Source organism: Bacillus sp. L75 (assembly GCF_003676355.1).
Taxonomy (GTDB): Bacteria; Bacillota; Bacilli; order Bacillales; family Bacillaceae; genus Bacillus; species Bacillus velezensis.
Genome location: NZ_ML064912.1, coordinates 35,798 through 58,726, shown reverse-complemented (window position 1 = coordinate 58,726; position 22,929 = coordinate 35,798). Strand labels below are relative to the sequence as shown.

Sequence of the window (22,929 nt, the reverse complement as noted above, 5' to 3'; positions counted from 1 at the left end):
TGTAAGTCACACTCAATTTCGCGTCACCTTATTTCTTATGTTAAAGCCTATGTCAATGATGCCTAAGAGGAGATACACGGACAAGATGAGCGGAAAAAGCACCCCCAGCACAATTGCTAATACAGGAACGGCTTTCGGCATCTCCATTTCGCGGCAATAGAAAAAAATAAACGCTAATCCTTGAATACAAATCAGCAAGCTGAGAATAAATCCCCCATTCAATGAAACCGAATACAGCATATGCCCTTTTTCTAAAGGCAGAAACCCTAATATCGTCACAATAAAATACAGAATGACAACGCTTTGCGGGAGTTTGAGCTCTCTAAAAGGCTTCATCTTCGGAAGATCAGGGGAAAATCGCCGTAAAAGCGGCCTTGCCATAGCATAACTGAGGAAAGAAAAAACGATGCCGGTCAATACGAGCACTGTCGGAAAAAGATATTGAACCGTGCTCAGCTGACTTTCCATCAGCTTGATCTGCTTCCCGAACTGGTCTCCGTAACCCAGCTGTTTTGACATGGTATCAGCCACAGACAGCGACTCCCGAAGCTGGGACATGGTGGTATCAACCACATTCATGTTAAGGAACACGATGCTGACCACAAAAAAAACGACGCCGCACAGCACATACGCCATAGCGCCGGCAGCAACCGCATAGCCGGGCTGTTTCTTTTTAAAATAATATCCCATGGCGATTCCCGTACAGGCCGCCGTAAAAGCGCCTGTAAGCCCGGTAAACGAACTTACAATAAAGCTGACAGGAAGGCTGGCAAGCCCCATCCATACCCCGGGCTTCAGACCGTGCCGAATGGTGTAAAGAATGATCGGCAGCGGCAAAGCAAAGAGAAGAATTGCCCCCAGTAAAGGGAGGTACACGACCAAAAGGGAAATGATTGCAAAAATACTGATCAAAATGGCGCCTTCTATTAGAGCCCTTGTATTTTTCACTTACTCACCTCAAACCTTGTATCATTCGAACATACGAATAGAAAAGAGCAGCTTAGACGACTGCTCTTTTGACGCCGCAATGTCTCTTTCAAGACCTGAATTTTCCATAAACTCTCCAAAATACACGTATATATTTTAACATAAGTCGAAATCGCAAGTAAAATGAGCGCGGACAGCCCCAATGTTCCATGTGAAACATGAAAACAGACAAACGGACATCCCAGTGAAAGAATGCCCGTTGTATCAGTGATCCTGATCATCCATGAAACCAGAAGTATCTCTGTTTTTCTTTTTAGTTTTTCGTACATATAACAAGACGATAACGATAAGTAAGAGAGTGGTCGCCTGCAAAACCCCGCTGCTGAAAAGGAAAAAGTTCTTTATCATGTCCCACATATAGTTTCACCTCTATTTCGTATTTCCTTTACATTGATTTTCCCTTTCTGGAAACTTCAAAACATCAGGAACAACATCGGAACCGGGGCATATGCTGATAGTGAAAATGAAGGATAAAGGAGATTCTTACACCATGACTGAGCGGAGAACATTAGCATGGCATGAAACGTTAGAACTGCATGAGTTAGTGGCTTTCCAGGCAAACGGACTTGTGAAATTAAAAAGAACAGAGCGGGACGTAAGCGACGCCAGATTAAAACAGCTTTACAGATTTTCCATCCATTCGCTGGAACAAAATCTGCGTGAACTGCTTCCTTTCTTCCCTGAAGCTCCCGCTTTTCGTGAGGATGAAACAGAAGAGCGCGCTGATTCCTCCTTTTACAGCGGCGGCCTGCTCATTCTGGCCAAAACATCTGTCCGCAATTATGCCGGAGCCATTACAGAGACGGCCACACCTCAATTAAGACACGTCTTCGTCAAGCACTTAAATGCGGCCATCAAGTGGCATCAAATGGTCTTTGAGTATATGGAAGAACGCGGTCAATATCCGGCTTACAACCTGAGCGAATTGCTGAAAAATGACGTGCGCAACGCCAGAAAGGCCATCGCGATGAAATAAAAAAAAAGCAGCAAGGAATTTAATCCTTTGCTGCTTCTTATTTTTGAGCGGACTGATCTTGAGGAGACGTTTTTTCCCGGTATGTCTCGAGAAACTCCCGGTTGGCATCTCCCCATTTCTTCATTTGCAAAACGATCGGTTCCAGCGACCTGCCGAATTCGGTAAGAGAATACTCCACCTTTGGAGGCACCTGCTGATATACCTCGCGATGCACGATGCCGTCCGCCTCAAGCTCGCGAAGCTGAAGCGTCAGCATACGCTGCGTAATGCTGGGGCAAATGCGCCGAAACTCATTAAACCGCTTTTTTCCGCCGATCATATGATAAAACAAAATACCCTTCCACTTTCCGCCGATAACGGAAAGCGTCAGTTCAACCGGACAACCTTCTTTATTCGGATATATGTTCATTTTTCATCCTCCATAGTACCTTTTTTGATACTATATGCTGATTAGCATCTGACTTACCCAGTATTTTACTCGCAATCCTCTCCACCTCTCAACAAAAATGCTTCTTTTTCACATCAATTTTTAAGGTTTTGAAGATTACACCCTCCTCAAGACGTGTTAAACTATAAAAAGATTGTTTACACTACAAAAAAGGACAAGGAGTTATTATGGAAAAAATTCTTATTTTCGGACATCAAAACCCAGACACAGATACCATTTGCTCTGCCATTGCCTACGCTGATCTAAAAAATAAACTCGGCTTCAATGCTGAGCCCGTCCGCCTTGGACAAGTCAACGGCGAAACACAATACGCGCTTGATTATTTCAAGCAGGAAAGCCCGCGTTTGGTGGAAACAGCCGCAAACGAAGTAAACGGCGTCATCCTTGTTGACCACAATGAACGCCAGCAAAGCATCAAGGATATCGAAGACGTTCAGGTTCTTGAAGTTATCGACCACCACCGTATCGCCAACTTCGAAACAGCGGAACCTCTTTACTACCGTGCTGAGCCGGTCGGCTGTACGGCTACGATCTTAAACAAAATGTACAAAGAAAATAACGTGAAAATCGAGAAAGAAATTGCGGGCCTCATGCTGTCAGCAATCATTTCCGACTCTCTGTTATTTAAATCTCCGACTTGCACGGAGCAAGATATCGCAGCGGCAAAAGAGCTTGCTGAAATTGCCGGCGTAGATGCGGAAGAGTACGGCTTAAACATGCTGAAAGCGGGCGCCGACTTAAGCAAAAAAACTGTGGAAGAACTGATTTCTCTTGATGCGAAAGAGTTCACGCTCGGCAGCAAAAAAGTCGAAATCGCCCAAGTCAACACAGTTGATATTGAAGATGTTAAAAAGCGTCAGCCGGAATTAGAAGCGGCTCTTTCAAAAGTAATTGCTGAGAAGAACCTTGACCTGTTCCTTCTCGTGATTACGGATATTCTGGAAAACGATTCCCTTGCGCTTGCCATCGGTGATCAAGCGTCAAAAGTGGAAAAAGCATTCAACGTGACTTTAGAAAACAACACGGCTCTTTTAAAAGGCGTCGTATCCAGAAAGAAACAAGTCGTTCCTGTTTTAACAGACGCGATTGCAGAATAACCAAAACACCCCGGAAACCGGGACTGACCCCATAATATGAGACAAACAAAAAACACCTTCAAGTTTGAAAACGGATCGTTGTTATCCGAAATTAGACTTGGAGGTGTTTTTCTATGAGGGCAAGAGTGAGTTATCCGGTTGAAGTCAAACAGAAGGCTGTAGAAATGAGATTGGCGGGCGTGCCTGTGAAGGAGATCATGCAGGAATTGAATATAAAGAATAAGACGCAGGTGCAGACATGGGTCAGGTGGTATAAAGCTGGGGACACACATCGATTCGAACAACCTGTCGGAAAGCAATATTCTTATGGAAAAGGTCCAGAGTATTCTTCCGAATTAGAGAAACTGCAGGCAGAAAATTGTTATCTGAGACAACAGAATGAAGTGTTAAAAAAGTACAACGAATTGGAAAGGAAGCTGATAGCGAAACGCCAGTCGAGCTTGTAGAAGCATTGCGCAGCACAATGACCATAAAGGATATCTGTATTCATTTAGGTATCTCACGAGCATCTTATTATCGTTGGAAGAAGAATCTGATGAAAGATAACCCTAAATACCATTTAGAAAAACAAATCGGCACGTTGTGCCGAGAACACAAGTATCGATATGGCTATCGGAAAATCACAGCCATATTAAAAAAGGGAATGCGTATGAATCATAAAACGGTTCAGCGCATTATGCAGAAGAATCAGTGGCAATGCCGGGTTAAGGTGAAAAAGCGCAAGAAGAATGGGCAGCCATATGCCGTGGCCGAGAATATATTGGAGCGGAACTTTCAGTCTGATCGCCCTCTGGAAAAGCTAGTAACGGATATCACATATTTGCCTTATGGGCAGAAACAATTGTATCTTTCCAGTATATTGGATTTATACAATGGAGAAGTGATTGCTTTTACGATTGGCGATAGACAGGACACAGACTTTGTCTTACACACACTTGATCAGCTGCCCGCACTGCCAGAGAACTGTGTGTTACATAGTGACCAAGGTTCTGTTTATACATCTTATGAGTATCAGAAAGCTGTTAAAACAAAAGGCATTACCATGAGCATGTCCCGCAAAGGGACGCCCGCTGATAATGCCTCCATTGAATCGTTTCATTCCTCACTAAAGTCTGAAACGTTCTACCTCGACAGGTTGGAAAGCACTACGACGACCATCGTAGAACAAACTGTCGAAACCTATATACACTATTATAACAACATTCGTATTCAAACGAAACTAAACAACCAGCCGCCGGTCACATACCGACAGCTGGCTGCTTAAAGGTGTTTTGATCCCTGTCTCAAAAACGGGGGTCAGTCCCAACCCGCCGGGGTGTTTTTTTTTACAGCTCATTCCTCAGACGGCCGTTTTGTAAGAGCTTTCTCCGAAAATCTTTTTGACGGAATTTAATATACAATATATAATATATCACATGTAAGGAGTTCGTTTTCCTAATTATTGTAAGTTAATATCAGAACATCAGAATCGGGGGTGTCTATCCTGGAAAAACACGCTGCTCTTTCTTATTCACGAACAACAGGCATTTGGCTTGTGCTTACAGGAGCTATCTTATGGGGGGTCTCGGGAACGGTTGCCCAGTATCTGTTCCAGCACCGCCATTTTAATACAGAATGGCTGACTTCGGTGCGCCTTCTGGTGTCAGGGGCGCTTCTGCTCGGCATCGCGTACCGCAAAGAAAAAGGACGGATATGGGCTGTTTGGAAAGACAGACGGGACAGAATTCCCCTTCTTTTATTCGGGATTTTCGGAATGTTAGGCGTTCAATACACCTACTTCGCGGCAATTGAGTACGGCAACGCGGCAACTGCTACCGTTCTTCAGTATTTAGGGCCAGCGATCATTACATGCTTTTTAGCGATTCGCGCAAAGAGAATTCCTTCAGGAAAAGAGCTGCTCGCCGTCTTATTGGCGGTTGCCGGCACATTCATTTTGGTCACGCACGGGAATGTCGGAAGCCTGTCCGTATCCGGTCTGGCCGTCTTTTGGGGCATCAGTTCGGCGTTTGCACTGGCGTTTTACACCCTTCAGCCGCATCGTCTGCTGAAGAAATGGGGATCTGCCATTATTGTCGGATGGGGCATGCTGATCGGCGGAGCCGCCCTCAGCTTGATCCGCCCGCCCTGGAAATTTGAAGGCGAGTGGTCCTTTCCTGCATATGCCGCGATCGTGTTTATCATCATTTTCGGAACGCTCATCGCTTTTTATTGCTACTTGGAAAGCCTGAAATATCTGAGTGCCTCTGAAACCAGCCTGCTCGCTTGTGCAGAGCCGCTGTCGGCAGCTTTTTTAGCTGTGATCTGGCTGCATGTTCCCTTCGGAATATCAGAATGGCTGGGTACTTTGCTGATTTTAGCTACCATCGCTTTATTATCTATCAAGAAAAAATAACCTCTCTTTTTTAGAGAGGTTTTTTCCTAGGCCCAGAGCACCCCTTAGTCTCAATTACCCATATATTAAAAGGCCTTTTTTCATTTTACTATCATCCAAAAGAGGAAAATAGACCAGTTGTCAATAGAATCAGAGTCTAATAGAATGATGTCGACAAGTAAATCATGCAGGATTGTTACTGATAAAGCAGGCAAGACCTAAAATGTGTTAAGGGCAAAGTGAATTCTTTGGCGTCACCCCATACATATTTTAGGTCTTTTTTTCTGTAACAAACCTGCCATCCATGAATGCAGGAGGAGCGAATCGGTAGATCGCAAAAAAAGGTACATACAAAAGGAGACATGAACATGAACATCAAAAAATTTGCAAAACGAGCCACAGTTCTAACTTTTACGACTGCACTTCTGGCAGGGGGAGCGACTCAAGCCTTCGCGAAAGAAAATACCCAAAAACCTTACAAAGAAACGTACGGCGTCTCTCACATCACACGCCATGATATGCTGCAGATCCCTAAACAGCAGCAAAGTGAAAAATACCAAGTGCCTCAATTCGACCAATCAACAATTAAAAATATCGAGTCCGCAAAAGGACTGGATGTGTGGGACAGCTGGCCGCTCCAAAACGCTGACGGAACAGTAGCTGAATACAACGGCTATCACGTCGTGTTTGCTCTTGCCGGAAGCCCGAAAGACGCTGATGACACATCCATCTACATGTTTTATCAAAAAGTCGGCGACAACTCGATCGACAGCTGGAAAAACGCTGGCCGTGTCTTTAAAGACAGCGATAAGTTCGACGCCAACGATGAAATCCTGAAAGAACAGACACAAGAATGGTCCGGTTCTGCAACCTTTACATCTGACGGGAAAATCCGTTTATTCTACACTGACTTTTCCGGTAAACATTACGGCAAACAAAGCCTGACAACGGCGCAGGTAAATGTGTCAAAATCTGATGACACGCTCAAGATCAACGGAGTGGAAGATCATAAAACGATTTTTGACGGTGACGGAAAAACATATCAAAACGTTCAGCAGTTTATCGATGAAGGGAACTATACATCCGGCGACAACCATACGCTGAGAGACCCTCACTACGTTGAAGACAAAGGCCATAAATACCTTGTATTCGAAGCCAACACGGGAACAGATAACGGATACCAAGGCGAAGAATCTTTGTTTAACAAAGCGTACTACGGCGGCAGCACAAACTTCTTCCGTAAAGAAAGTCAGAAGCTTCAGCAAAGTGCTAAAAAACGCGATGCTGAATTAGCGAACGGCGCCCTCGGCATCGTAGAATTAAACAATGACTACACATTGAAAAAAGTCATGAAGCCGCTGATCACTTCAAACACGGTAACTGATGAAATCGAGCGCGCGAATGTTTTCAAAATGAACGGCAAATGGTATCTGTTCACTGATTCACGCGGTTCAAAAATGACGATCGACGGTATTAACTCCAACGATATCTACATGCTTGGTTATGTATCAAACTCTTTAACAGGTCCTTACAAGCCGCTGAACAAAACTGGTCTTGTACTGCAAATGGGTCTTGATCCTAACGATGTAACGTTCACTTACTCTCACTTCGCAGTGCCGCAAGCCAAAGGCAACAATGTCGTGATCACAAGCTACATGACAAACAGAGGCTTCTTTGAGGATAAAAAGGCAACATTTGCGCCAAGCTTCTTAATGAACATCAAAGGCAAGAAAACATCCGTTGTTAAAAACAGCATCCTTGAACAAGGACAGCTTACGGTTAACAACTAATAACAACAAAAAGAAAATGCCGATACTTCATTGGCATTTTCTTTTATTTCTCAACAAGATGGTGAACTCAATCATGGCACGAAAATGGCCCGTTGTAATATTGATCTTTTTGGGTGCGTTCCTGTTTGTCGGCTTACTGCCGAACAAAAGCCACAATTCCTCTGACACAAACACGGAGCATAAGAAAGATTACCGTGCGGCGTATCATTTTACGACCCCGGACAAATGGAAAAACGACCCTCAAAAGCCCATTTTTTTCGAGGGGAAATATCATTACTACTATCTTTATAATCGGGATTACCCGAACGGCAACGGCACAGAATGGCGGCACGCCGTATCAGAGGACTTGGTGCACTGGACGGACGAAGGCACGGCTATTCCGAAATACACCAACGAAAACGGCGATATATGGTCCGGTTCTGTCGTCATTGATAAACACAACACCGCGGGCTTCGGCAAAAACGCGCTGGTCGCCGTCACAACGCAGCCGACAGCCAAAACAAAAGCCCAGGAACAATATTTATGGTACAGCACGGACAAAGGAAAAACGTTTACTTCCTATAGTGATCAGCCCGTGATGAAAAATCCGGGAACTAAGGATTTCCGGGACCCGAAAGTGATCTGGGATGAACAGGATGACAAATGGGTGATGGCCATGGCCGAAGGCGAAAAAATCGGTTTTTATGAATCACCCGATTTAAAAAATTGGACATACACGGGCGGTTTTATCACTCAGCAGATCGGCCTCGTCGAATGCCCCGACCTTTATATGATGCGTGCAGATGACGGAACAGCCAAGTGGGTTCTGGGCGCAAGCGCAAACGGCAAACCCGCAGGCAAACCGAATACGTACGCGTATTGGACCGGAAACTTTGACGGGAAGGAATTTTCCGCCGATCAAGAAGAACCGCAATGGCTCGATTACGGCTTTGACTGGTACGGCGGCGTCACATTTGAGGACGGTAATAGCGAAGATCCGCTGACAAAACGCTATGCGCTGGCATGGATGAACAATTGGGATTATCCGAATGAAACACCGACACTAAAAAACGGCTTTAACGGTACGGATTCTATCGTCCGTGAAATCCGCCTTCAGCAGCAGGACGGCGGCACATACAGCCTTGTGTCAGAGCCGGTTGAAGCATTGAACCAATTAACCTCTTCAACTGACAGCATAGAACACAAACAGGTGAACGGTTCAGAGACACTGCCGATCAAAGGTGATACATATCAGCTTGATATGGATATCGCTTGGTCAGATATCAAAAATGCAGGCGTCAGACTCAGAGAATCAGCAGACCAAAGTCGGCATATTGATGTCGGTATTTCGGCAGAAGACGGCTATGCCTATGTGAACAGATCGTTTACAGACCAGCCTGATAAAACCGGCGCATACGCCGAAAGCAAAGCCCCATTTGACGGAAACAAAGGGCGCGTCCATCTGAAAATTCTCGTGGATAAAACAAGTATTGAAGTATTTGCAGACGACGGAAAAACCGTTTTGACAAATGAAGTGTTCCCAAAACACGAAGATCAGGGAATCACGCTCTTTTCTGAAGGCGGCTCCGCTGACTTTCAGCATATTGAGATGAAGCATCTCGGTTCGATTCATTCTTAGACGTCCCTCTTCATTTCTAACCAGCGCCCGGACTGTGGTAAAATGAAAATATGTATACTACGATTCATGAGGTGTTCCATTGGATAATCAAAACAAAGAACCTGTGCTGAAAAGAACCATCATGCGGGACGAAGTGTATCGCACACTCAGAAACTGGATCATAACGGGCAAGCTCAAACCGGAAACAAAGTTAAAGGACAAGGATTTGTCGGAAACATTGGGAATCAGCCGCACCCCGATACGGGAAGCCTTATTGCGGCTGGAAGATGACGGCTTGGTGATAACAAAAGCGAACAGATGGACGCTTGTCGCTCCGATTGAGTTAAAAGAAGCGGAAAACTTGTATTCCATCGTCTGGACGCTTGAAAAACTCGCATTGCAGCAAGCTCTCCCGCATGTGGACGATGCCGTGATTCAGGAATTGAAACAGCTGAATGAAAATCTTCTTCAAACAATGAAAGACGGCGATAAACTGGCCATCCTGGAAGCGGACAATGCATTTCACCATCGCATCATTCTGCTTGCGGACAACGCCGAACTTCACAAATTGCTAGTAAGCCTGAAAGTCAAAATTCAGAGAATGGAAATCCGCTATTTCAGTGAAAACGGCGCTTTAAACAGATCATATAATGAACACTCTGATATCATTCACGCATTAGAACAGCAAGATGCCGCCGCTGCTTTTACAGCGCTTGAAGCGAATTGGAAAAACAGTTTAGAACGGCTGCAGAACATGGCATAGCAAATGAAAAAGCCAAATCACTCATATGATTTGGCTTTTTTACGGATATCACAAGACAGCCGCGTTGGCTGTCTTGTTTACTTATTGTTTATATATAAATACATACCGTAATCCGTCGGCACAGAAGCATACCCCATCTGTCTGAGCATGGCTGTTATATTCCCGCGATGATACGTTCCGTGGTTCACAACATGGAGGATCATATCGGCCGCTGCGGTTTTCATGATGTCACCTGACGGATGCTCTATTTCAAGAGGGAGACTGATATTTTCTTCCTTTTGCAAAAATAATTGATACCGGTCTGATAATTCCGAGAACATATCTTCCAGCTCTTCTATCTCTTTAGACAAGATGTCCTCTTTTTGCTGTTCAGCTGATTTCAGCGTATCCTCCAGACGCTCTCCGGAGAACACATCAAACCACCCCTTATCCGACAGATACACATGAGTCAATACACCGGCTATCGACGGAAAGACACTTTGAATCTCCTTACGATACACATCCTCCGGAAGCTCTTTAAGCCGGGTGAATATTTGCTGATTTGCCCAAAGATGATAATCATACAATTGCAGTGCCAGATGTCCCACATTACCCTCTCCTCTCTCGATATAGAACGTACGTTCCTCATTATACTACACTACATGCGGCTTTGTACCATCTTCTTCATTCGCAGCTGAGAAAATCCGATAAAAGCCGAAATTAATAAGAGGAGGCCTGCGCCAATATAAATAAACCGCACGCCGAATACATCCGAGATAACCCCCGTTCCGATAATGGAAAACATAAAAATGAACTGAACTAAAGCTGATCTCGCCGCTAATATATTGACCCGTGTCTTTTCGGTCGTGATGTTTTGAAGGAATGTTTCCTGCGTGAGATCTCGTAATACACAAGCCGGCCCCATACACAGCACCAGAAAAAGGGCCGTAACGGCGCTTGTGATCAACCCATAAATAAACGTGAACATTCCATATGCCAAGGCTCCCGTCAGCATAAGCGGAATGAGATGATGCTGAAACTTACCGGATAACTTATAGATGATCAGTCCGCCGATCATCGTCCCTGCATAATAGACTCCGTTGACATACCCCCACCAAGCCTCTCCTTTATGAAGGACGTCATGCACATAAGTCAAGGACACAGACCCAATCCATATCATGCCTGCCCACGATTCGATCACATCCATCACAATGAGAACCCTGAGCTGTTTTTGCTGAAATAAATACACCCAGCCGCTTGCCGCATCTGCAAAAAGGGAACGTTCCCTGACTGCTGCCGGCGCACACAAGCGTACTTGAAGAAACAGAATGATGCCCAAAACCGAAGAAACCAATAACATGACAGTGACGATCATTGTATCGCTCTCTCCCAAGAACGCTATGATGACGCCGCCCAGAGACCACCCCGCAAACTGAACGGTCTGATCCGCCGCAGATAATAAACCGTTCGCTTTCGCCCTTCGATCAGGAGGAATGATTTCCCCAATCAGTGCGCTTTTTATCGGAGCAAACCATCCGTTGCAAAAAGAAATGCCTCCGATCAGACAAAACATCAGAAAAAAGAATGCGGATGAACCGGTTTGGATGACAAAAAACAAACAGACTAACAGTGTGATCTGTATCAATTGAGAACCGATTAACAAAGACCGAAGCGTGAACCGGCCGGTGACCAGCGGCAAAATGGCGCTGCCCAATACGCGACATACAATGCTGACGAACGTCATAAGAGAGGCCATCGCCGTCGAACCGGTTTTTGTAAACAAAAACAAGATGACAGCCATCGTATAAAGTGAGAACCCCAAGTTGATAGCGGTCTGGCTGTATAAAATAGCATAATACGCTCTCTTCATATTCATCTTCTCACTCCCTGATTATGTAAATCATACCATATTTGCTGATCAGCTCTCTTTTTTTAAAAAAGGTAGGTATGGAGTCAAAGCTGGCTGACATCGAAAATGTCATTAAGATTCCGGACAAAAACAAAAGCCGATGCGCGCAGGCATCGGCTTTCAAATTAACCTATCATCTCAAGAACAAGCGACACAAAAGCTTCAGCGGCCGGAAGCTGCCATTTTTTCTTTTTGACCAGCATATGAGAATAAAGCCGCTCGAACGGCTCAGACTGCTGAAGAATTTTCAGCTTCCCCGCTTTTACCTCTTCTTTTACCGTAATATAAGGTAAAACGGAGAAACCGAGTCCGCTCATCACCGTCTGCTTAATTGCTTCTATACTCCACAATTCCATTGTTTGTAAATGACTGATATCATGCTTGACGAGAAATCGTTCAAACATAGTCCGATAGCTGCATCCTTCTTCATTTGTAATAAAAAAGTGCTTGCCGCTTTGTTGATAGTCGTCAAAATGTTCCGGTGCGTCACTGCCCGCCACGAGGACGATGCGTTCCTCCAATAAAGAATGATGTATGCATTTTTCCATTTGTATCTCCGGATACACCATAAATGCGATATCCACGCGGCCGCTTACTAATTCCACCTGATTCTGCCCGCATGTTCCGTTGCTCAATATGATATTGACGTTCGGATACTTCATGGAATATTCTCTGATAATCGGCCCCAGTCTGGAAATGGTCAAAGACTCCGGCGCCGCAATTTTTAAAACGCCCTTCACCTCGTGAATGCTTTGCATATTTTTGATCTTGTCATGGGCGGAAAGTAAATCCTCGGCTAACGGTATCAGCTCTCTCCCTAAAGGCGTCAGTTTCAGACGCCTTTTTTCGTACGTAAATAATGCGCCGCCGATCTCCTGTTCAAGCGCCTGAATATGAGTCGTAATCGTCGACTGCGTATATCCCAGCTTCGCCGCGGCCCCTGTATAGCTTCCCTTATCTACAATGGCCTGAAATGTAATAAGATGTCTGATCTCCATATGAATTCACCTCTAAGATGTATCGAAAAAATCAATAATGCGATTTTATTTTTCAATTTTATTTATAACTATTCTTATCATACAATAAAAAACGGTTCCATCACATTAGCAAATGAAGGTGATTTAATGAGTATCATAGCTTTTCTTTCTTATGTCCTAATGACATCTATTACACCCGGACCGAGCAATATTTTAATGATGAATGAAGCGCGCAGAGCCGGCTTTATCGGTTCATGGCGTTTTAACGGCGGCATCCTGACGGGATTTGCAGTGCTCGGCATTCTCAGCGGTCTGTTTACCATGAGTGTTTATCATTGGATTCCCGTCGTGGAACCTTACTTTAAAATTGCCGGAGCCGTCTATTTGCTCTATTTGGCTTGGCAGATCTCGCTGCCCAAAACATCAAAAGGCGATTCTGAAAAAACCCGATCGTCTTTTCTATCGGGATTTCTGTTTCAAATGATCAATATAAAGAGTATTTTATTCTTTTTAACCTTAATGAGCGCTTTTATATTGCCATTTCAGCACACGTATCCATTGATTGCGTTCTGGCTCGCGTCGGCTATTCTCCTGGGCTGGGCGGCTTTACTGCTGTGGTCGGCGTTCGGCTCTGTTTTTAAACATCTCTTTGAGAAACACGATAAAGCGTTTCGCATCGTGATGTGTCTGCTGCTCATCTATTCTGCGGTAAGCATTTATCTGTAATTCAAAAAAGATCCGCCTAAGGAATGATTTTCAAAACAGAATAAAAAAAGAGGGCTTCCTTTCCGGAAGCCCTCTTTCCGTCTGCTACGCCAATAAAAGAAAAATAAGCGCTAAAACAGCCGGAAGTCCTTGTTTTACGATAATTGATTTGTTTGAAGTAAAGCCTCCGAAAATGGGCCGCGATGACCACGCAGATGACGAAAAACATTTGAATCATATGGCCAATCGGATCAGCTCCGAGGATCAGCCCCCAAATGAGGCCGGCAGCCAGAAATCCATTATACAGACCCTGATTTGCAAACATGACCGCTACATTCCGATCACCTTCTAAATGCTTCGGCAATTTGAAGGACCGCTTAGCTGCCTTCGAATTGATAAAAAACATTTCAAGTATCATGATAAATACATGTTCTAAAGCTACAATTCCGACGAAAACAGCTGCAATAATCTCCACTGTCCCTCTCCCCTCAGCTTCACTTCAACCTTATTTCCATTGTGCGATTGTTTCGATAGGAAGACGGTAGGAAGCATATCCTTCGTCTGCCGCTTTTCCGATTGATAACAGCATGACCGGTACATAACGCTCTTTATCCATTCCGAAAACCTCGGCAATCTTTTCTTTATCGTAGCCGCCGATCGGGTTTGTGTCATAGCCGTGCGCGCGCGCCGTAAGCATCAGCTGCATGGAAACGAGTCCTCCGTCAATCAGAATCGTTTCACGGTTCACTTGCTCCGGCAGTTTTTCAAAATGCGCCGTCAACGCAGCGATTTGTCTGTCTTTTACTTCCTGCGGCATGTAGCCCAGTTCGACCGCTTTTGAATAAATTTCTTCTAAATAGTCATCACTGTTCATATCTGCGAAAACCGCGATCACCGCAGATGATGTGCTGACTTGTGTTTGGTTAAAGCTGGCAAGCGGCGCGAGTTTTTCTTTTCCTTCAGGGCTGTCAATGACGAGAAAACGCCACGGCTGCGCGTTGACTGAAGACGGTGCTGTCGTTGCTTCTTCCAGGATTTGAGTCATTTCTTCTTTGCTGATTTTAACAGCCGGATCGTAATTCCGAATGGAACGGCGGCCTTTCATAATGTCCATAAAGTCGTTTGTTTTCAGTTCTGTTTTCATGTGTAAAACACTCCTATGCTTTCATATTTTCTATATTATTCTGCATCTGTGACAATACGTTTTTTAACATACTGCGTTCTTCCGCGCTGACACCGGCAAGCATTTCCTTTATGAAACGCTCCTTCTCCTTTTTGGAAGCCTCAATTCTCTCCCGCCCCTGTTCAGTAAGCCGGACAAGTATAATTCGGTTGTCCTCGGGCTTCCGCCTTCTTGTGACCATTTCTTTGGCTTCAAGCTGTTTCAAGTGTCTTGTCACGGCTGCGCCATCAATATTCACCTTTTTCTGAAGATCGCTTTGGCTGATCTCATCGACGTAAAAAAGCACGGCGAGAAGCTCAAGGCGGGATTGGCTGATTCCGGTGCACGCTTCAAACTTCGTGCCGATCACTTTATGCAGTGATTGGAGCTGATATAAAATCTCGCCTTCCTCTGAACAACATGCTGTCAAAACCCATCCCCACTTTCTTTTGCGCAATTAATTGACTAGTCAATATTTGATATATCAATAATATACAGCCGTCATTCTATTTTTGCAAGTTTTTTCTCCTTTTTTAAAAAAAGCTGCCGATTAACGGCAGCTCTCTACTTAATGATTATGGACTTTTCTGAAATTACTGCCTTTTACTTCTGCGACATCATATACCGTCACAAAGGCTTGTTTATCAATGTCATTAATAATTTCTTTCAGTTTGGTTTCTTCCAAACGGTTGATGACACATGTGATTTCTTGGAATTTTTCATGAGAAAAACCGCCGTATGCTTCTTTATAAGTAGCGCTCCGGCCCAATTCTTCACGAATGGTCTCTACCATTAATGCAGGCTCATTGGTGATAATCTGAAATGTTTTAGAACCGCTTAAGCCTTCCTCAACCACATGAATCACCTTAGATGCAATGTAGTAAGCAATGACGGAAAGCAATGCGCCTTGCAGCCCAAATACAAAAGAAACAAAAATAAACACAAACATGTTTAAAAATAAAATGAGGTCGCTCGTGCCAAACGGCAATTTCCGTGACAGAAGCACAGCCAGCATATCAATTCCATCTAATGCGCCGCCGTTGCGCAATGCCAATCCCATTCCAAAGCCGAGAATAATCCCGCCGACAACGGTGATTAACAGGGTGTCTCCCTCGATGATAGCCGGTGTGTGGTGGAAAAAACTCGTGCCCGCGGCAAGTGAGACAATACCGATAATTGATAGAAACGCAAAACCTTTCCCGATTTGCTTATATCCTAACCAGACAAACGGTATATTGATCACCGCAATTAAGATCCCAAGAGGCAAATGAAACAGCTGTGAACCGACAATGCTGAGTCCGGTCACACCGCCGTCAGATACACTATTCGGAATCAATACGGTTTCCAGTCCATACGCGGCAATAATTCCGCCGATGATGACCATGATGGCCCGTACGATTGATTTCGCTCTGAATTTCTTACGTCTTTGTTTTTCGATTGTACTCATATCATTCCCCGCTTCAATTATTTTTTCTTATTTAAATATACCATAATTGATACTTTTCGTTAAAAATAAGCCTATCGGCTATGTTGAAGCAGGAACCGAGGAAGGAGATTTCACAGATAACGTATCCATTTATGACTTTAATCATTCACAACGCAATCATTCACTAAAAGGAATTAATGACCATTAATAATCTCTTTTATTCCCCTTCTTCACAAATTCCCAATCATGTTCTATATTTTTTCTCACCCGCTGAAGAAGGCTGAAAATGGTTTCTTTTTCCTCAGATGTAAAGCCGGACAGGGCTACCTCCGCAGAATGCTCTCCTTCTCTTTGCAATAACGGATAAACCTTTCTCCCTTTTTCAGTCGGAAACAGTTTTTTTATTTTTTTATTTTGATCATCAGGACGCTTTTCAATAAACCCTTGTATTTCCAATTTTTTGATTGCTCTCGCCGCTGTTGTTCGGTCGACTTTAATCATTTCCGCCACTTTTTCCTGTATCACTCCCGGGTTTTCACATATCCGCACAAGATAGAGATACTGCCCTTTTGTTAAGTCTAATTCTTTAAATTCAATATTGCTGATGGAATCCAGTGCCCGTGCGATCATGCCGATTTCCCGCAAAATATCAGTCATATCTTTTCAAACCCCTCATATTTTTGTTGCATTTGCAATATAATTATTTTATCGTTACTTCTATAAGACCACAAGCAAGCCGTGCAGTCCAGACTAACATGTGAAAAGGATTGGTTGATTATGAAGATAAAAAGAATAACAACGGAAATTGATTTGCAAGCAGCGCTTGAGATTAGAAAAGCAGTATTCATTGAGGAACAGCAAGTACCTGAATCCGATGAATTTGATCAGTTCGATACGCTTCAGGAACAGTGCGGGCATGTCTTGGTTTTTCATGAAAATCAGCCTGCCGGCACAGGACGCGTCCGCATTGTAAACCATACAGGCAAGCTCGAACGAATCTGCATCCTGAAGCCTTACCGTAAATACGGGTTGGGCAAAGTCATCATAAGCGAATTAGAAAACATGGTAAAAGAAAAAGGCATCACCCAATGTAAACTGCATGGACAAACACATGCGGAAGGCTTTTATCACAAACTGGGCTATCAGACAGATTCACCGGAATTTATGGAAGACGGCATCCCGCATGTCTTGATGATAAAAGAGCTGTGAGCTGTCACTGAATGAGCAGCCAAACGGCTGTATGAATTATTTACCGAAAGCCTTGTATAAAGGCTTTTTTTCATATTCTGAAACTCACAACTAAAAGGTATGTGTGCTCAGCCGGTGCTTGTCACAAATGACCGCCACAAAAAAATCAAAGCTGGAATAAAACTACCAATTTAAGCTTTTAATCTATTAAAAATTAACAGTTAAAGAGATTGTAAAAAGGGAAGAAAATCTCAAATTATACAAGAAAGACTGATTCTCTCTAATATGGACTGCTGACGCGTTACATTTTTTCTATCTTCACATATCTTTAATACTACGTACGTTATAAATAGATTCCAGGAGGAGATATGAAGTGGAAGAAACGAGTATGGAGCCATCACGGCTCTGCAAAGAATTTGCTAGAATTCTTAATTCAACGCCCAGTGTCGTAAATGGCGTATGTACGGCGACAAGATTTCGAAGCAACATTCATCCGGTGGTACTCGGAAGAAGAGCCGAGGCATTTCCTTTTATTCCTCAGGCCTTTTCATTTGAAAGCATGGATCGGGAAGGCAGAGCTTTATGTTTAGGTGAGACTGTTTTACTGCAAGAAGAAGTGAACCCGTTAATGAGTGAGCTGCGCAAATTCGGTATCATCGTAACTGCCGTTCATAACCATTGGCTGTTTGATAAACCGCGTCTGATGTTTATGCATTTTGAATCAATTGATAAACCTCTCACTTTTGCAAGAAAAGTGAGAGAGGCCCTGAGGGTTTTAACTACTAAAACTGTGCGTGCGGTACCAAAAACTGACGGGGAAATGATTGAACGGCATGGTCTTTGTGACGAGTTCAACGATATTCTAGGCGGAACCATGCATACGTTTGAAAATGGAATTTGTACAGTAATGAGATCACGAACGAATATAAAACCAGTAGTACTGGGACGGCCCGGAAGATCATTCTTGCTCATTCCGCAAATGTTTTCATTTGAATCAATGACAAAAGACGGCCGTGCTCTTTGCAGCGGAGAAACTGTCATTCTGCAAAAAGAAATCAATCCATTTATCAGCGTTCTTCGGAAACATGATCTGATTGTAACGTCACTTCACAATCACTGGCTGTTTGATAAACCGAGACTGATGTATATTCATTTCGAAGCGATTGATAAACCTGTCAACTTCGCCTTAAAAGTGAGAGATGCTTTAAAAGTGCTTACTGATAAAGAGGTCAAAGCTTAGCATGTTTCGAAGTATCAAAAAGCGATTAATATAATCGCTTTTACATATGATCAACCGAAAACAAAAAAGAGACCATATATAGGCCTGGCACAGACTTTTTTATGATAAGCGAGACTATTAAAAAACAGCCTTATAGGCTGTCGTTTTGTGTATATTCTATTGATGAGTTTATACTAATTCAACCCGCATTCCATACAAGCTCTTTATTTCTCAATGGTTTTCTACATGTCGTTGTGCAAACACCTTCTTAGCCACTGAAAGAGCATTAAGTACACGCGGGAATCCTGTATAAGGAACCAATTGGGTGATACTCTCTACAATCTCAGTCGGTGTTAATCCGGATGTAAGCCCTGTATTGATATGAAGTTCAAGCTGCGGCTCGGTTCCTTGCGTTACAAGGGATGAAATGGTAACAAGCGCACGTTGTTGATTGGTTAATCCCGGTCGTGAATATATATCTCCATAAGCAAATTCTATCATGTACTTACTTACATCTGGGGCGATATCTTTCAAGTCTTCAGAAATCTTTAAATGCGTAGAGATTTTATCATCGCTTGTTAAAGTGTACTCCATTAATTTGTCTAAACCTTGTTGGTAACGGCTTTGATCCATTTGAATTTCCTCCTGAAAAGTACTTATTTTCTGACATAAGATAATATATCGCAGCCCTCTCTAACCGTAAAATACATAAAAACTATAAAAATCATTCATTTTTTTCATGAGTTATCTTGATCTGCGTAATTACTCTTACAAAAAAATGAAATATACCGGATAAATTCGCGTACTGCGTGTGAAACATATTTGCCTTTTTTTAAAATAATCGCCACTTTCCAAGGAATGGATGGATTGACAATAGAAATTGCCTTAACTAAACTTTGATCAGTCTTTTTCACTATAGACTGAGGAAAAATGGAAATACCTAGTTCTTCTCCAATCATTTCGCTGATAAAATCCCATTGAGAACTTTCATAAACGATATTTGGACGAAAACCGGCTCTAATACACTCTTGAATAATCCGATCGTGAAGAGAAAAGTCTTCACTAAACAGGATGAAAGGTTCATTTTTCAAGTCTTGCATTTCCACAATCTCTTTATGAACAAGCGGGTGAGCGGAATGAACGAAGAGCATCAGTTCTTCATTAAGCAATGGAATGATATCAAACTGCTCTTCGTCCACTGGTTCAATAACCACGCCAAGATCCAGTACCCCATCTTCAACCTCCTGTTTCACCTTGTTTCCCCCATGTTCTATCAGCTTGATGTTCACATCAGGATACAATTGTTTAAATCCTCTAATGATTTTAGGAAAAAACAAGACACCGATAAGCGGCGGTATTCCAATTTTCACTTTTCCTTTTTTTAAATGTAAAAGATCGTATAAGTTCGTCGACAAGTCATCTATTGACTTCATAATCATTTGGCCTTGCTCAAATACAATTTCGCCTGCATCTGTCAAAGCGATTTGTCTAGCTGATCGATCAATGAGCTCAACCTTTAATTCCTCTTCCAAACTTTTCACCATCTTACTTAAGGCAGGCTGTGACAAATGCAAATTTTCTGATGCCTTAGTAAAACTGTTGGATTTAGCAACTTCAAGAAAGTAAGTGATTTGGCGTATATCCATCGTATGATCTCCATTCCATAAGTTTAACGAATACATTATATTCTTTTTATTCATTTTACTTATACAACTGCTGGGTGTAAACTTTTAGGAGACCAAAATGAATCCTGGAGGGGTTACTATGAGTAAATTATTGGAAAGTAAAGTTGCTCTTGTTACAGGCGCGGCGAGTGGAATTGGTTTAGAAATTGCACGTGAATTCGCTAAAGAAGGCGCAAAAGTTGTGATTTCCGATTTGAACGAAAAAGCCGTGCAACATGCAGCTGAGGAACTTACGGAACAAGGATACGATGTCCTCTCTGCGGTTTGTGATGTAACAAACGAAGAACAAGTAGAAAAAAGTGTCTCTAAGACACTTGAAACCTTTGGACGATTGGATATTCTGGTAAACAATGCGGGGATTCAGCATGTGTCGGATATAGAAAACTTCCCGACTGATAAGTTTGAATTTATGCTGAAATTAATGCTTACTGCTCCTTTTAGTGCGACAAAAAGAGTATTCCCTTTGATGAAAAAACAAAAATTTGGCCGCATCATCAATATGGCTTCCATAAATGGTTTAATTGGTTTTGCAGGGAAAGCGGCTTATTGCAGCGCCAAACACGGTCTGATCGGTTTAACTAAAGTATCAGCATTGGAAGGAGCGGAATACGGAATTACCGTCAACGCCTTGTGCCCGGGATATATCGACACTCCATTGGTGCAAAACCAGTTAAACGATATTGCAGAGACTAGAGGCATTTCTAAAGAAAAGGTGTTTGAAGAAGTCATTTACCCCTTGGTTCCTCAAAAACGTTTGTTAGCCGTGCAAGAAATCGCTGATTACGCAGTATTCCTCGCCAGTGACAAAGCGAAAGGGGTTACAGGGCAGGCAGTCGTAATGGACGGCGGTTATACGGCCCAATGATCTAAATAATAGAAAAAGCGCTATTCTTCATCTGTAGATATAAGAATTTCTGTAAATGATTTACTCTTCAAAAACCAAGCCGATGTTCTTCTAGGAAAGACATAGCCATACAATTAAAGTTTGAATAAAACAAGGAGAGCAGAGATTATTTTTTTCTTACATTTTGCATCTTAACTTAAGAAAAGCCGCTTTGTTGGCGGCTTTTTTACTGGTTTTCATGAGGGGAAAAGAAGCATTTGAAAAAGCGAAACGCGAAAACAAGCAGATTCTTGTCATTGATAGCATGTCCCTGTCTTTTAGTAATCATTATATTTATCTGCTTGCCAATTCCTTAATCATCAAACCCAATTCATAAATTCCCTTTTGAAGGTCTTCAAGAGATGCATAAGCATATGATAAGCGAATATAATTCCCTTTTTCTTGAGCATAGATACTGCCGAGATTGAGAAGTATCCCTTTTGTCAAAGCTTTTGTATAAAGTAATTTCATAGATAGTGAAGGCAATATTTTTACCCAGACAAAGAATCCTCCCTTCGGCATATTCCATGCAGCGACATTCTTCAAATTGGTTTCTAAGAGACTCATGACCAATTGCCTTCTCACCTTTAATTGACTTCTCACCTGTTCTAGATGTTGCTGGTATTCACCGGATGTAAACCACTCTGCCGCTACTCTCTGAGATAACGAACTGGAGCCGTAATCTGTTTGCATTTTTATGTCGGATAAACGTTCAATCACTGGTTCTGGACCGACGATCCATCCAATCCTCAAGCCCGGACTTAACGTTTTCGATAAACTGCCTATGTAAAGCACATGCCCATTTTTATCTATTGTTTTAATAGGATCTGGAGGAATCTCATCTATCCATAACTCACGATAAATGTCATCTTCAATAATGGGAAGCTGTGCATTCTCACTTGCCGCAAGGATTTCTTCTCGTCTCTTTTTTGACATTAAAATACCTGTCGGATTATGAAAACAAGGATTTGTATATAAGATAGACCTCCCCCGTTCCCCCCTTGCCATGTGGATGTGTTCCGGCAAAAGTCCATTATTATCCATAGGAACTCCAGTCAGCTTCATACCGGCTGATTGAAATACGTGTAATGAATAAAGATAGGAAGGCTGATCGAGAAATACGGTCGATCCCCTTTGTAAAAGCCCCATTGATATAAGCTGCAAGGCTTGCAGTGCGCCCGAAACAATAAGAATGGAAGAAGGAGACGCTTGAATGCCGATTGTTCTTAAATAGCCGCTTAATGCCTCTCTCAAAGGTAAATATCCTTTTGGTTCCTCATATCCGAATGCCTCTATGTTTTGAGATACCTTTCCCATGATCTCTTTCATAACAGCTAAAGGAAAAATCTCATGTGAAAGTTCTCCTTTACTGAGCTGTATAAGATCAGAATTTGATTCTGATTTATTGATCTCTTGAACGATTTTTTGGCTTGGCTGCTGGATTCCGGAGATTACATACTGATCCCAATCGGGGGCGGAATTCTTAGCCAAAAGTGTCCATGTATTGTTCGTAACAACTGTCCCTTTGCCCATTCTGCCTTCGATTAATCCATCCGCCGTCAATTCCTCTAAAGCTGTAATGACTGTGCTCCTGTTCACCTCAAAGTGTTTAGCAAGCGTGCGCTGGCTTGGAATCTTACTTCCAATCGGCCATTCTCCATTTCCTATTTTCTCTTTTATAAATTGAATGATTTGTATGTACTTAGGAAGCTTTTTCATCTTTTTTTCTTCTGGAGCGCTCATAAAAAGGATCCTCCTTAAAAACTA

General features: G+C 42.9%; 24 protein-coding genes and 1 pseudogene. 11 read left to right on the top strand and 14 right to left on the bottom strand.

From position 1 onward, the window contains the following. Positions 1-12: 12 nt before the first annotated feature. Together D5S11_RS16240 and D5S11_RS16235 are read right to left on the bottom strand one after the other, a co-directional pair. Positions 13-948, bottom strand: a complete 936-nt coding sequence (locus tag D5S11_RS16240) for a YybS family protein (protein WP_007615002.1) — start codon at positions 946-948, stop codon at positions 13-15. A 243-nt stretch (positions 949-1,191) separates the two neighbouring features. Continuing rightward, positions 1,192-1,344: a hypothetical protein gene (locus D5S11_RS16235; protein WP_004393059.1), complete on the bottom strand. Its 153-nt coding sequence runs from the start codon at positions 1,342-1,344 to the stop codon at positions 1,192-1,194. A gap of 133 nt (positions 1,345-1,477) precedes the next feature. Here D5S11_RS16235 and D5S11_RS16230 point away from each other — a divergent pair, with 133 nt between their 5' ends. Then, complete coding sequence (locus D5S11_RS16230) at positions 1,478-1,963, top strand: spore coat protein (RefSeq protein WP_007407913.1); 486 nt, start codon at positions 1,478-1,480, stop codon at positions 1,961-1,963. Positions 1,964-2,000: 37 nt separating this feature from the next. Here D5S11_RS16230 and D5S11_RS16225 read toward each other — a convergent pair whose 3' ends face one another. Beyond that, positions 2,001-2,372 carry a winged helix-turn-helix transcriptional regulator gene (locus tag D5S11_RS16225; protein WP_004393054.1) on the bottom strand — a complete coding sequence of 124 codons (372 nt, stop codon included), beginning with the start codon at positions 2,370-2,372 and terminating at the stop codon, positions 2,001-2,003. A gap of 206 nt (positions 2,373-2,578) precedes the next feature. On the opposite strand from D5S11_RS16225, the gene D5S11_RS16220 reads away from it, so the two are divergent. The 6 genes from D5S11_RS16220 to D5S11_RS16195 all read left to right on the top strand — a co-directional run bounded on the left by D5S11_RS16220 (position 2,579) and on the right by D5S11_RS16195 (position 10,029). Further along, positions 2,579-3,508 carry a manganese-dependent inorganic pyrophosphatase gene (locus tag D5S11_RS16220; RefSeq protein ID WP_004393053.1) on the top strand — a complete coding sequence of 310 codons (930 nt, stop codon included), beginning with the start codon at positions 2,579-2,581 and terminating at the stop codon, positions 3,506-3,508. 113 nt (positions 3,509-3,621) lie between these two features. Beyond that, positions 3,622-4,772, top strand: a protein-coding gene (locus D5S11_RS16215) for an IS3 family transposase (protein WP_241211466.1) whose coding sequence is annotated in 2 segments (ribosomal slippage) — positions 3,622-3,895 and positions 3,895-4,772 — 1,152 coding nt in all. Because the reading frame shifts where the segments join, the coding sequence is not laid out codon by codon here. A gap of 210 nt (positions 4,773-4,982) precedes the next feature. Further along, positions 4,983-5,900: a DMT family transporter gene (locus D5S11_RS16210; protein WP_007409862.1), complete on the top strand. Its 918-nt coding sequence runs from the start codon at positions 4,983-4,985 to the stop codon at positions 5,898-5,900. Between the two features lie 347 nt (positions 5,901-6,247). Next, positions 6,248-7,669 carry a glycoside hydrolase family 68 protein gene (locus tag D5S11_RS16205; protein WP_015240964.1) on the top strand — a complete coding sequence of 474 codons (1,422 nt, stop codon included), beginning with the start codon at positions 6,248-6,250 and terminating at the stop codon, positions 7,667-7,669. A gap of 61 nt (positions 7,670-7,730) precedes the next feature. After that, on the top strand, positions 7,731-9,287 hold the full coding sequence (locus D5S11_RS16200) for a glycoside hydrolase family 32 protein (protein WP_108725310.1): 1,557 nt from the start codon (positions 7,731-7,733) through the stop codon (positions 9,285-9,287). A gap of 79 nt (positions 9,288-9,366) precedes the next feature. Beyond that, entirely contained in the window at positions 9,367-10,029 is a 663-nt protein-coding gene (locus tag D5S11_RS16195; protein WP_007409865.1) for a GntR family transcriptional regulator, read from the top strand. A gap of 77 nt (positions 10,030-10,106) precedes the next feature. On the opposite strand, the gene D5S11_RS16190 is transcribed toward D5S11_RS16195, so the two are convergent. The 3 genes from D5S11_RS16190 to D5S11_RS16180 all read right to left on the bottom strand — a co-directional run bounded on the left by D5S11_RS16190 (position 10,107) and on the right by D5S11_RS16180 (position 12,915). Further along, positions 10,107-10,616 (bottom strand): DinB family protein, encoded by a 510-nt coding sequence (locus D5S11_RS16190; protein ID WP_015240966.1) that lies wholly within the window; start codon positions 10,614-10,616, stop codon positions 10,107-10,109. 50 nt (positions 10,617-10,666) lie between these two features. Beyond that, positions 10,667-11,884: an MFS transporter gene (locus D5S11_RS16185; RefSeq protein ID WP_020958111.1), complete on the bottom strand. Its 1,218-nt coding sequence runs from the start codon at positions 11,882-11,884 to the stop codon at positions 10,667-10,669. A gap of 158 nt (positions 11,885-12,042) precedes the next feature. Beyond that, on the bottom strand, positions 12,043-12,915 hold the full coding sequence (locus D5S11_RS16180; protein ID WP_007409874.1) for a LysR family transcriptional regulator: 873 nt from the start codon (positions 12,913-12,915) through the stop codon (positions 12,043-12,045). Between the two features lie 126 nt (positions 12,916-13,041). Here D5S11_RS16180 and D5S11_RS16175 point away from each other — a divergent pair, with 126 nt between their 5' ends. Beyond that, complete coding sequence (locus D5S11_RS16175) at positions 13,042-13,620, top strand: LysE family translocator (RefSeq protein ID WP_012118916.1); 579 nt, start codon at positions 13,042-13,044, stop codon at positions 13,618-13,620. A gap of 84 nt (positions 13,621-13,704) precedes the next feature. Here the strand turns inward: D5S11_RS16175 and D5S11_RS16170 are convergent. From D5S11_RS16170 to D5S11_RS16150, 5 genes and pseudogenes are all read right to left on the bottom strand, one after another. Further along, positions 13,705-14,074: pseudogene (locus tag D5S11_RS16170) on the bottom strand (DUF1304 domain-containing protein). A gap of 30 nt (positions 14,075-14,104) precedes the next feature. After that, positions 14,105-14,743: a nitroreductase family protein gene (locus D5S11_RS16165; RefSeq protein ID WP_004393039.1), complete on the bottom strand. Its 639-nt coding sequence runs from the start codon at positions 14,741-14,743 to the stop codon at positions 14,105-14,107. Positions 14,744-14,756: 13 nt separating this feature from the next. Beyond that, complete coding sequence (locus tag D5S11_RS16160) at positions 14,757-15,218, bottom strand: MarR family winged helix-turn-helix transcriptional regulator (protein WP_172437936.1); 462 nt, start codon at positions 15,216-15,218, stop codon at positions 14,757-14,759. A gap of 111 nt (positions 15,219-15,329) precedes the next feature. Continuing rightward, positions 15,330-16,208, bottom strand: a complete 879-nt coding sequence (locus tag D5S11_RS16155; protein ID WP_032870851.1) for a YitT family protein — start codon at positions 16,206-16,208, stop codon at positions 15,330-15,332. Positions 16,209-16,391: 183 nt separating this feature from the next. Further along, a complete protein-coding gene (locus tag D5S11_RS16150) occupies positions 16,392-16,844 on the bottom strand; it encodes a MarR family winged helix-turn-helix transcriptional regulator (protein WP_007409879.1) in 453 nt (150 codons plus the stop codon). A gap of 120 nt (positions 16,845-16,964) precedes the next feature. Here D5S11_RS16150 and D5S11_RS16145 point away from each other — a divergent pair, with 120 nt between their 5' ends. Together D5S11_RS16145 and D5S11_RS16140 are read left to right on the top strand one after the other, a co-directional pair. Beyond that, entirely contained in the window at positions 16,965-17,396 is a 432-nt protein-coding gene (locus D5S11_RS16145; RefSeq protein WP_106080295.1) for a GNAT family N-acetyltransferase, read from the top strand. Positions 17,397-17,748: 352 nt separating this feature from the next. Further along, positions 17,749-18,615, top strand: a complete 867-nt coding sequence (locus D5S11_RS16140; protein WP_061581219.1) for a DUF1259 domain-containing protein — start codon at positions 17,749-17,751, stop codon at positions 18,613-18,615. Between the two features lie 210 nt (positions 18,616-18,825). Here D5S11_RS16140 and D5S11_RS16135 read toward each other — a convergent pair whose 3' ends face one another. Both D5S11_RS16135 and D5S11_RS16130 read right to left on the bottom strand, forming a co-directional pair. Continuing rightward, a complete protein-coding gene (locus D5S11_RS16135; RefSeq protein ID WP_007409882.1) occupies positions 18,826-19,227 on the bottom strand; it encodes a carboxymuconolactone decarboxylase family protein in 402 nt (133 codons plus the stop codon). A 104-nt stretch (positions 19,228-19,331) separates the two neighbouring features. Beyond that, positions 19,332-20,240 (bottom strand): LysR family transcriptional regulator, encoded by a 909-nt coding sequence (locus D5S11_RS16130; protein ID WP_007409883.1) that lies wholly within the window; start codon positions 20,238-20,240, stop codon positions 19,332-19,334. Positions 20,241-20,358: 118 nt separating this feature from the next. Between D5S11_RS16130 and D5S11_RS16125 the strand changes: the two genes are divergently transcribed. Beyond that, the gene (locus D5S11_RS16125) at positions 20,359-21,144 is read left to right on the top strand and encodes a 3-hydroxybutyrate dehydrogenase (protein WP_164833850.1); all 786 of its coding nucleotides are present in this window, start codon (positions 20,359-20,361) and stop codon (positions 21,142-21,144) included. Positions 21,145-21,456: 312 nt separating this feature from the next. Here the strand turns inward: D5S11_RS16125 and D5S11_RS16120 are convergent, their stop codons facing one another. Continuing rightward, the gene (locus tag D5S11_RS16120) at positions 21,457-22,905 is read right to left on the bottom strand and encodes an aminotransferase-like domain-containing protein (RefSeq protein WP_046702184.1); all 1,449 of its coding nucleotides are present in this window, start codon (positions 22,903-22,905) and stop codon (positions 21,457-21,459) included. Between the last annotated feature and the right edge of the window lie 24 nt (positions 22,906-22,929).

What these genes read in the sequence shown, in the direction of transcription:
- D5S11_RS16220 (WP_004393053.1), top strand. Translation starts at nt 2,579, where the DNA reads ATGGAAAAAATTCTTATTTTCGGACATCAAAACCCAGACACAGATACC.
- D5S11_RS16230 (WP_007407913.1), top strand. Translation starts at nt 1,478, where the DNA reads ATGACTGAGCGGAGAACATTAGCATGGCATGAAACGTTAGAACTGCAT.
- D5S11_RS16225 (WP_004393054.1), bottom strand. Translation starts at nt 2,372, where the DNA reads ATGAACATATATCCGAATAAAGAAGGTTGTCCGGTTGAACTGACGCTT.
- D5S11_RS16235 (WP_004393059.1), bottom strand. Translation starts at nt 1,344, where the DNA reads ATGTGGGACATGATAAAGAACTTTTTCCTTTTCAGCAGCGGGGTTTTG.
- D5S11_RS16135 (WP_007409882.1), bottom strand. Translation starts at nt 19,227, where the DNA reads ATGGATCAAAGCCGTTACCAACAAGGTTTAGACAAATTAATGGAGTAC.
- D5S11_RS16125 (WP_164833850.1), top strand. Translation starts at nt 20,359, where the DNA reads ATGAGTAAATTATTGGAAAGTAAAGTTGCTCTTGTTACAGGCGCGGCG.
- D5S11_RS16205 (WP_015240964.1), top strand. Translation starts at nt 6,248, where the DNA reads ATGAACATCAAAAAATTTGCAAAACGAGCCACAGTTCTAACTTTTACG.
- D5S11_RS16145 (WP_106080295.1), top strand. Translation starts at nt 16,965, where the DNA reads ATGAAGATAAAAAGAATAACAACGGAAATTGATTTGCAAGCAGCGCTT.
- D5S11_RS16165 (WP_004393039.1), bottom strand. Translation starts at nt 14,743, where the DNA reads ATGAAAACAGAACTGAAAACAAACGACTTTATGGACATTATGAAAGGC.
- D5S11_RS16150 (WP_007409879.1), bottom strand. Translation starts at nt 16,844, where the DNA reads ATGACTGATATTTTGCGGGAAATCGGCATGATCGCACGGGCACTGGAT.
- D5S11_RS16120 (WP_046702184.1), bottom strand. Translation starts at nt 22,905, where the DNA reads ATGAGCGCTCCAGAAGAAAAAAAGATGAAAAAGCTTCCTAAGTACATA.
- D5S11_RS16185 (WP_020958111.1), bottom strand. Translation starts at nt 11,884, where the DNA reads ATGAATATGAAGAGAGCGTATTATGCTATTTTATACAGCCAGACCGCT.
- D5S11_RS16175 (WP_012118916.1), top strand. Translation starts at nt 13,042, where the DNA reads ATGAGTATCATAGCTTTTCTTTCTTATGTCCTAATGACATCTATTACA.
- D5S11_RS16155 (WP_032870851.1), bottom strand. Translation starts at nt 16,208, where the DNA reads ATGAGTACAATCGAAAAACAAAGACGTAAGAAATTCAGAGCGAAATCA.
- D5S11_RS16130 (WP_007409883.1), bottom strand. Translation starts at nt 20,240, where the DNA reads ATGGATATACGCCAAATCACTTACTTTCTTGAAGTTGCTAAATCCAAC.
- D5S11_RS16180 (WP_007409874.1), bottom strand. Translation starts at nt 12,915, where the DNA reads ATGGAGATCAGACATCTTATTACATTTCAGGCCATTGTAGATAAGGGA.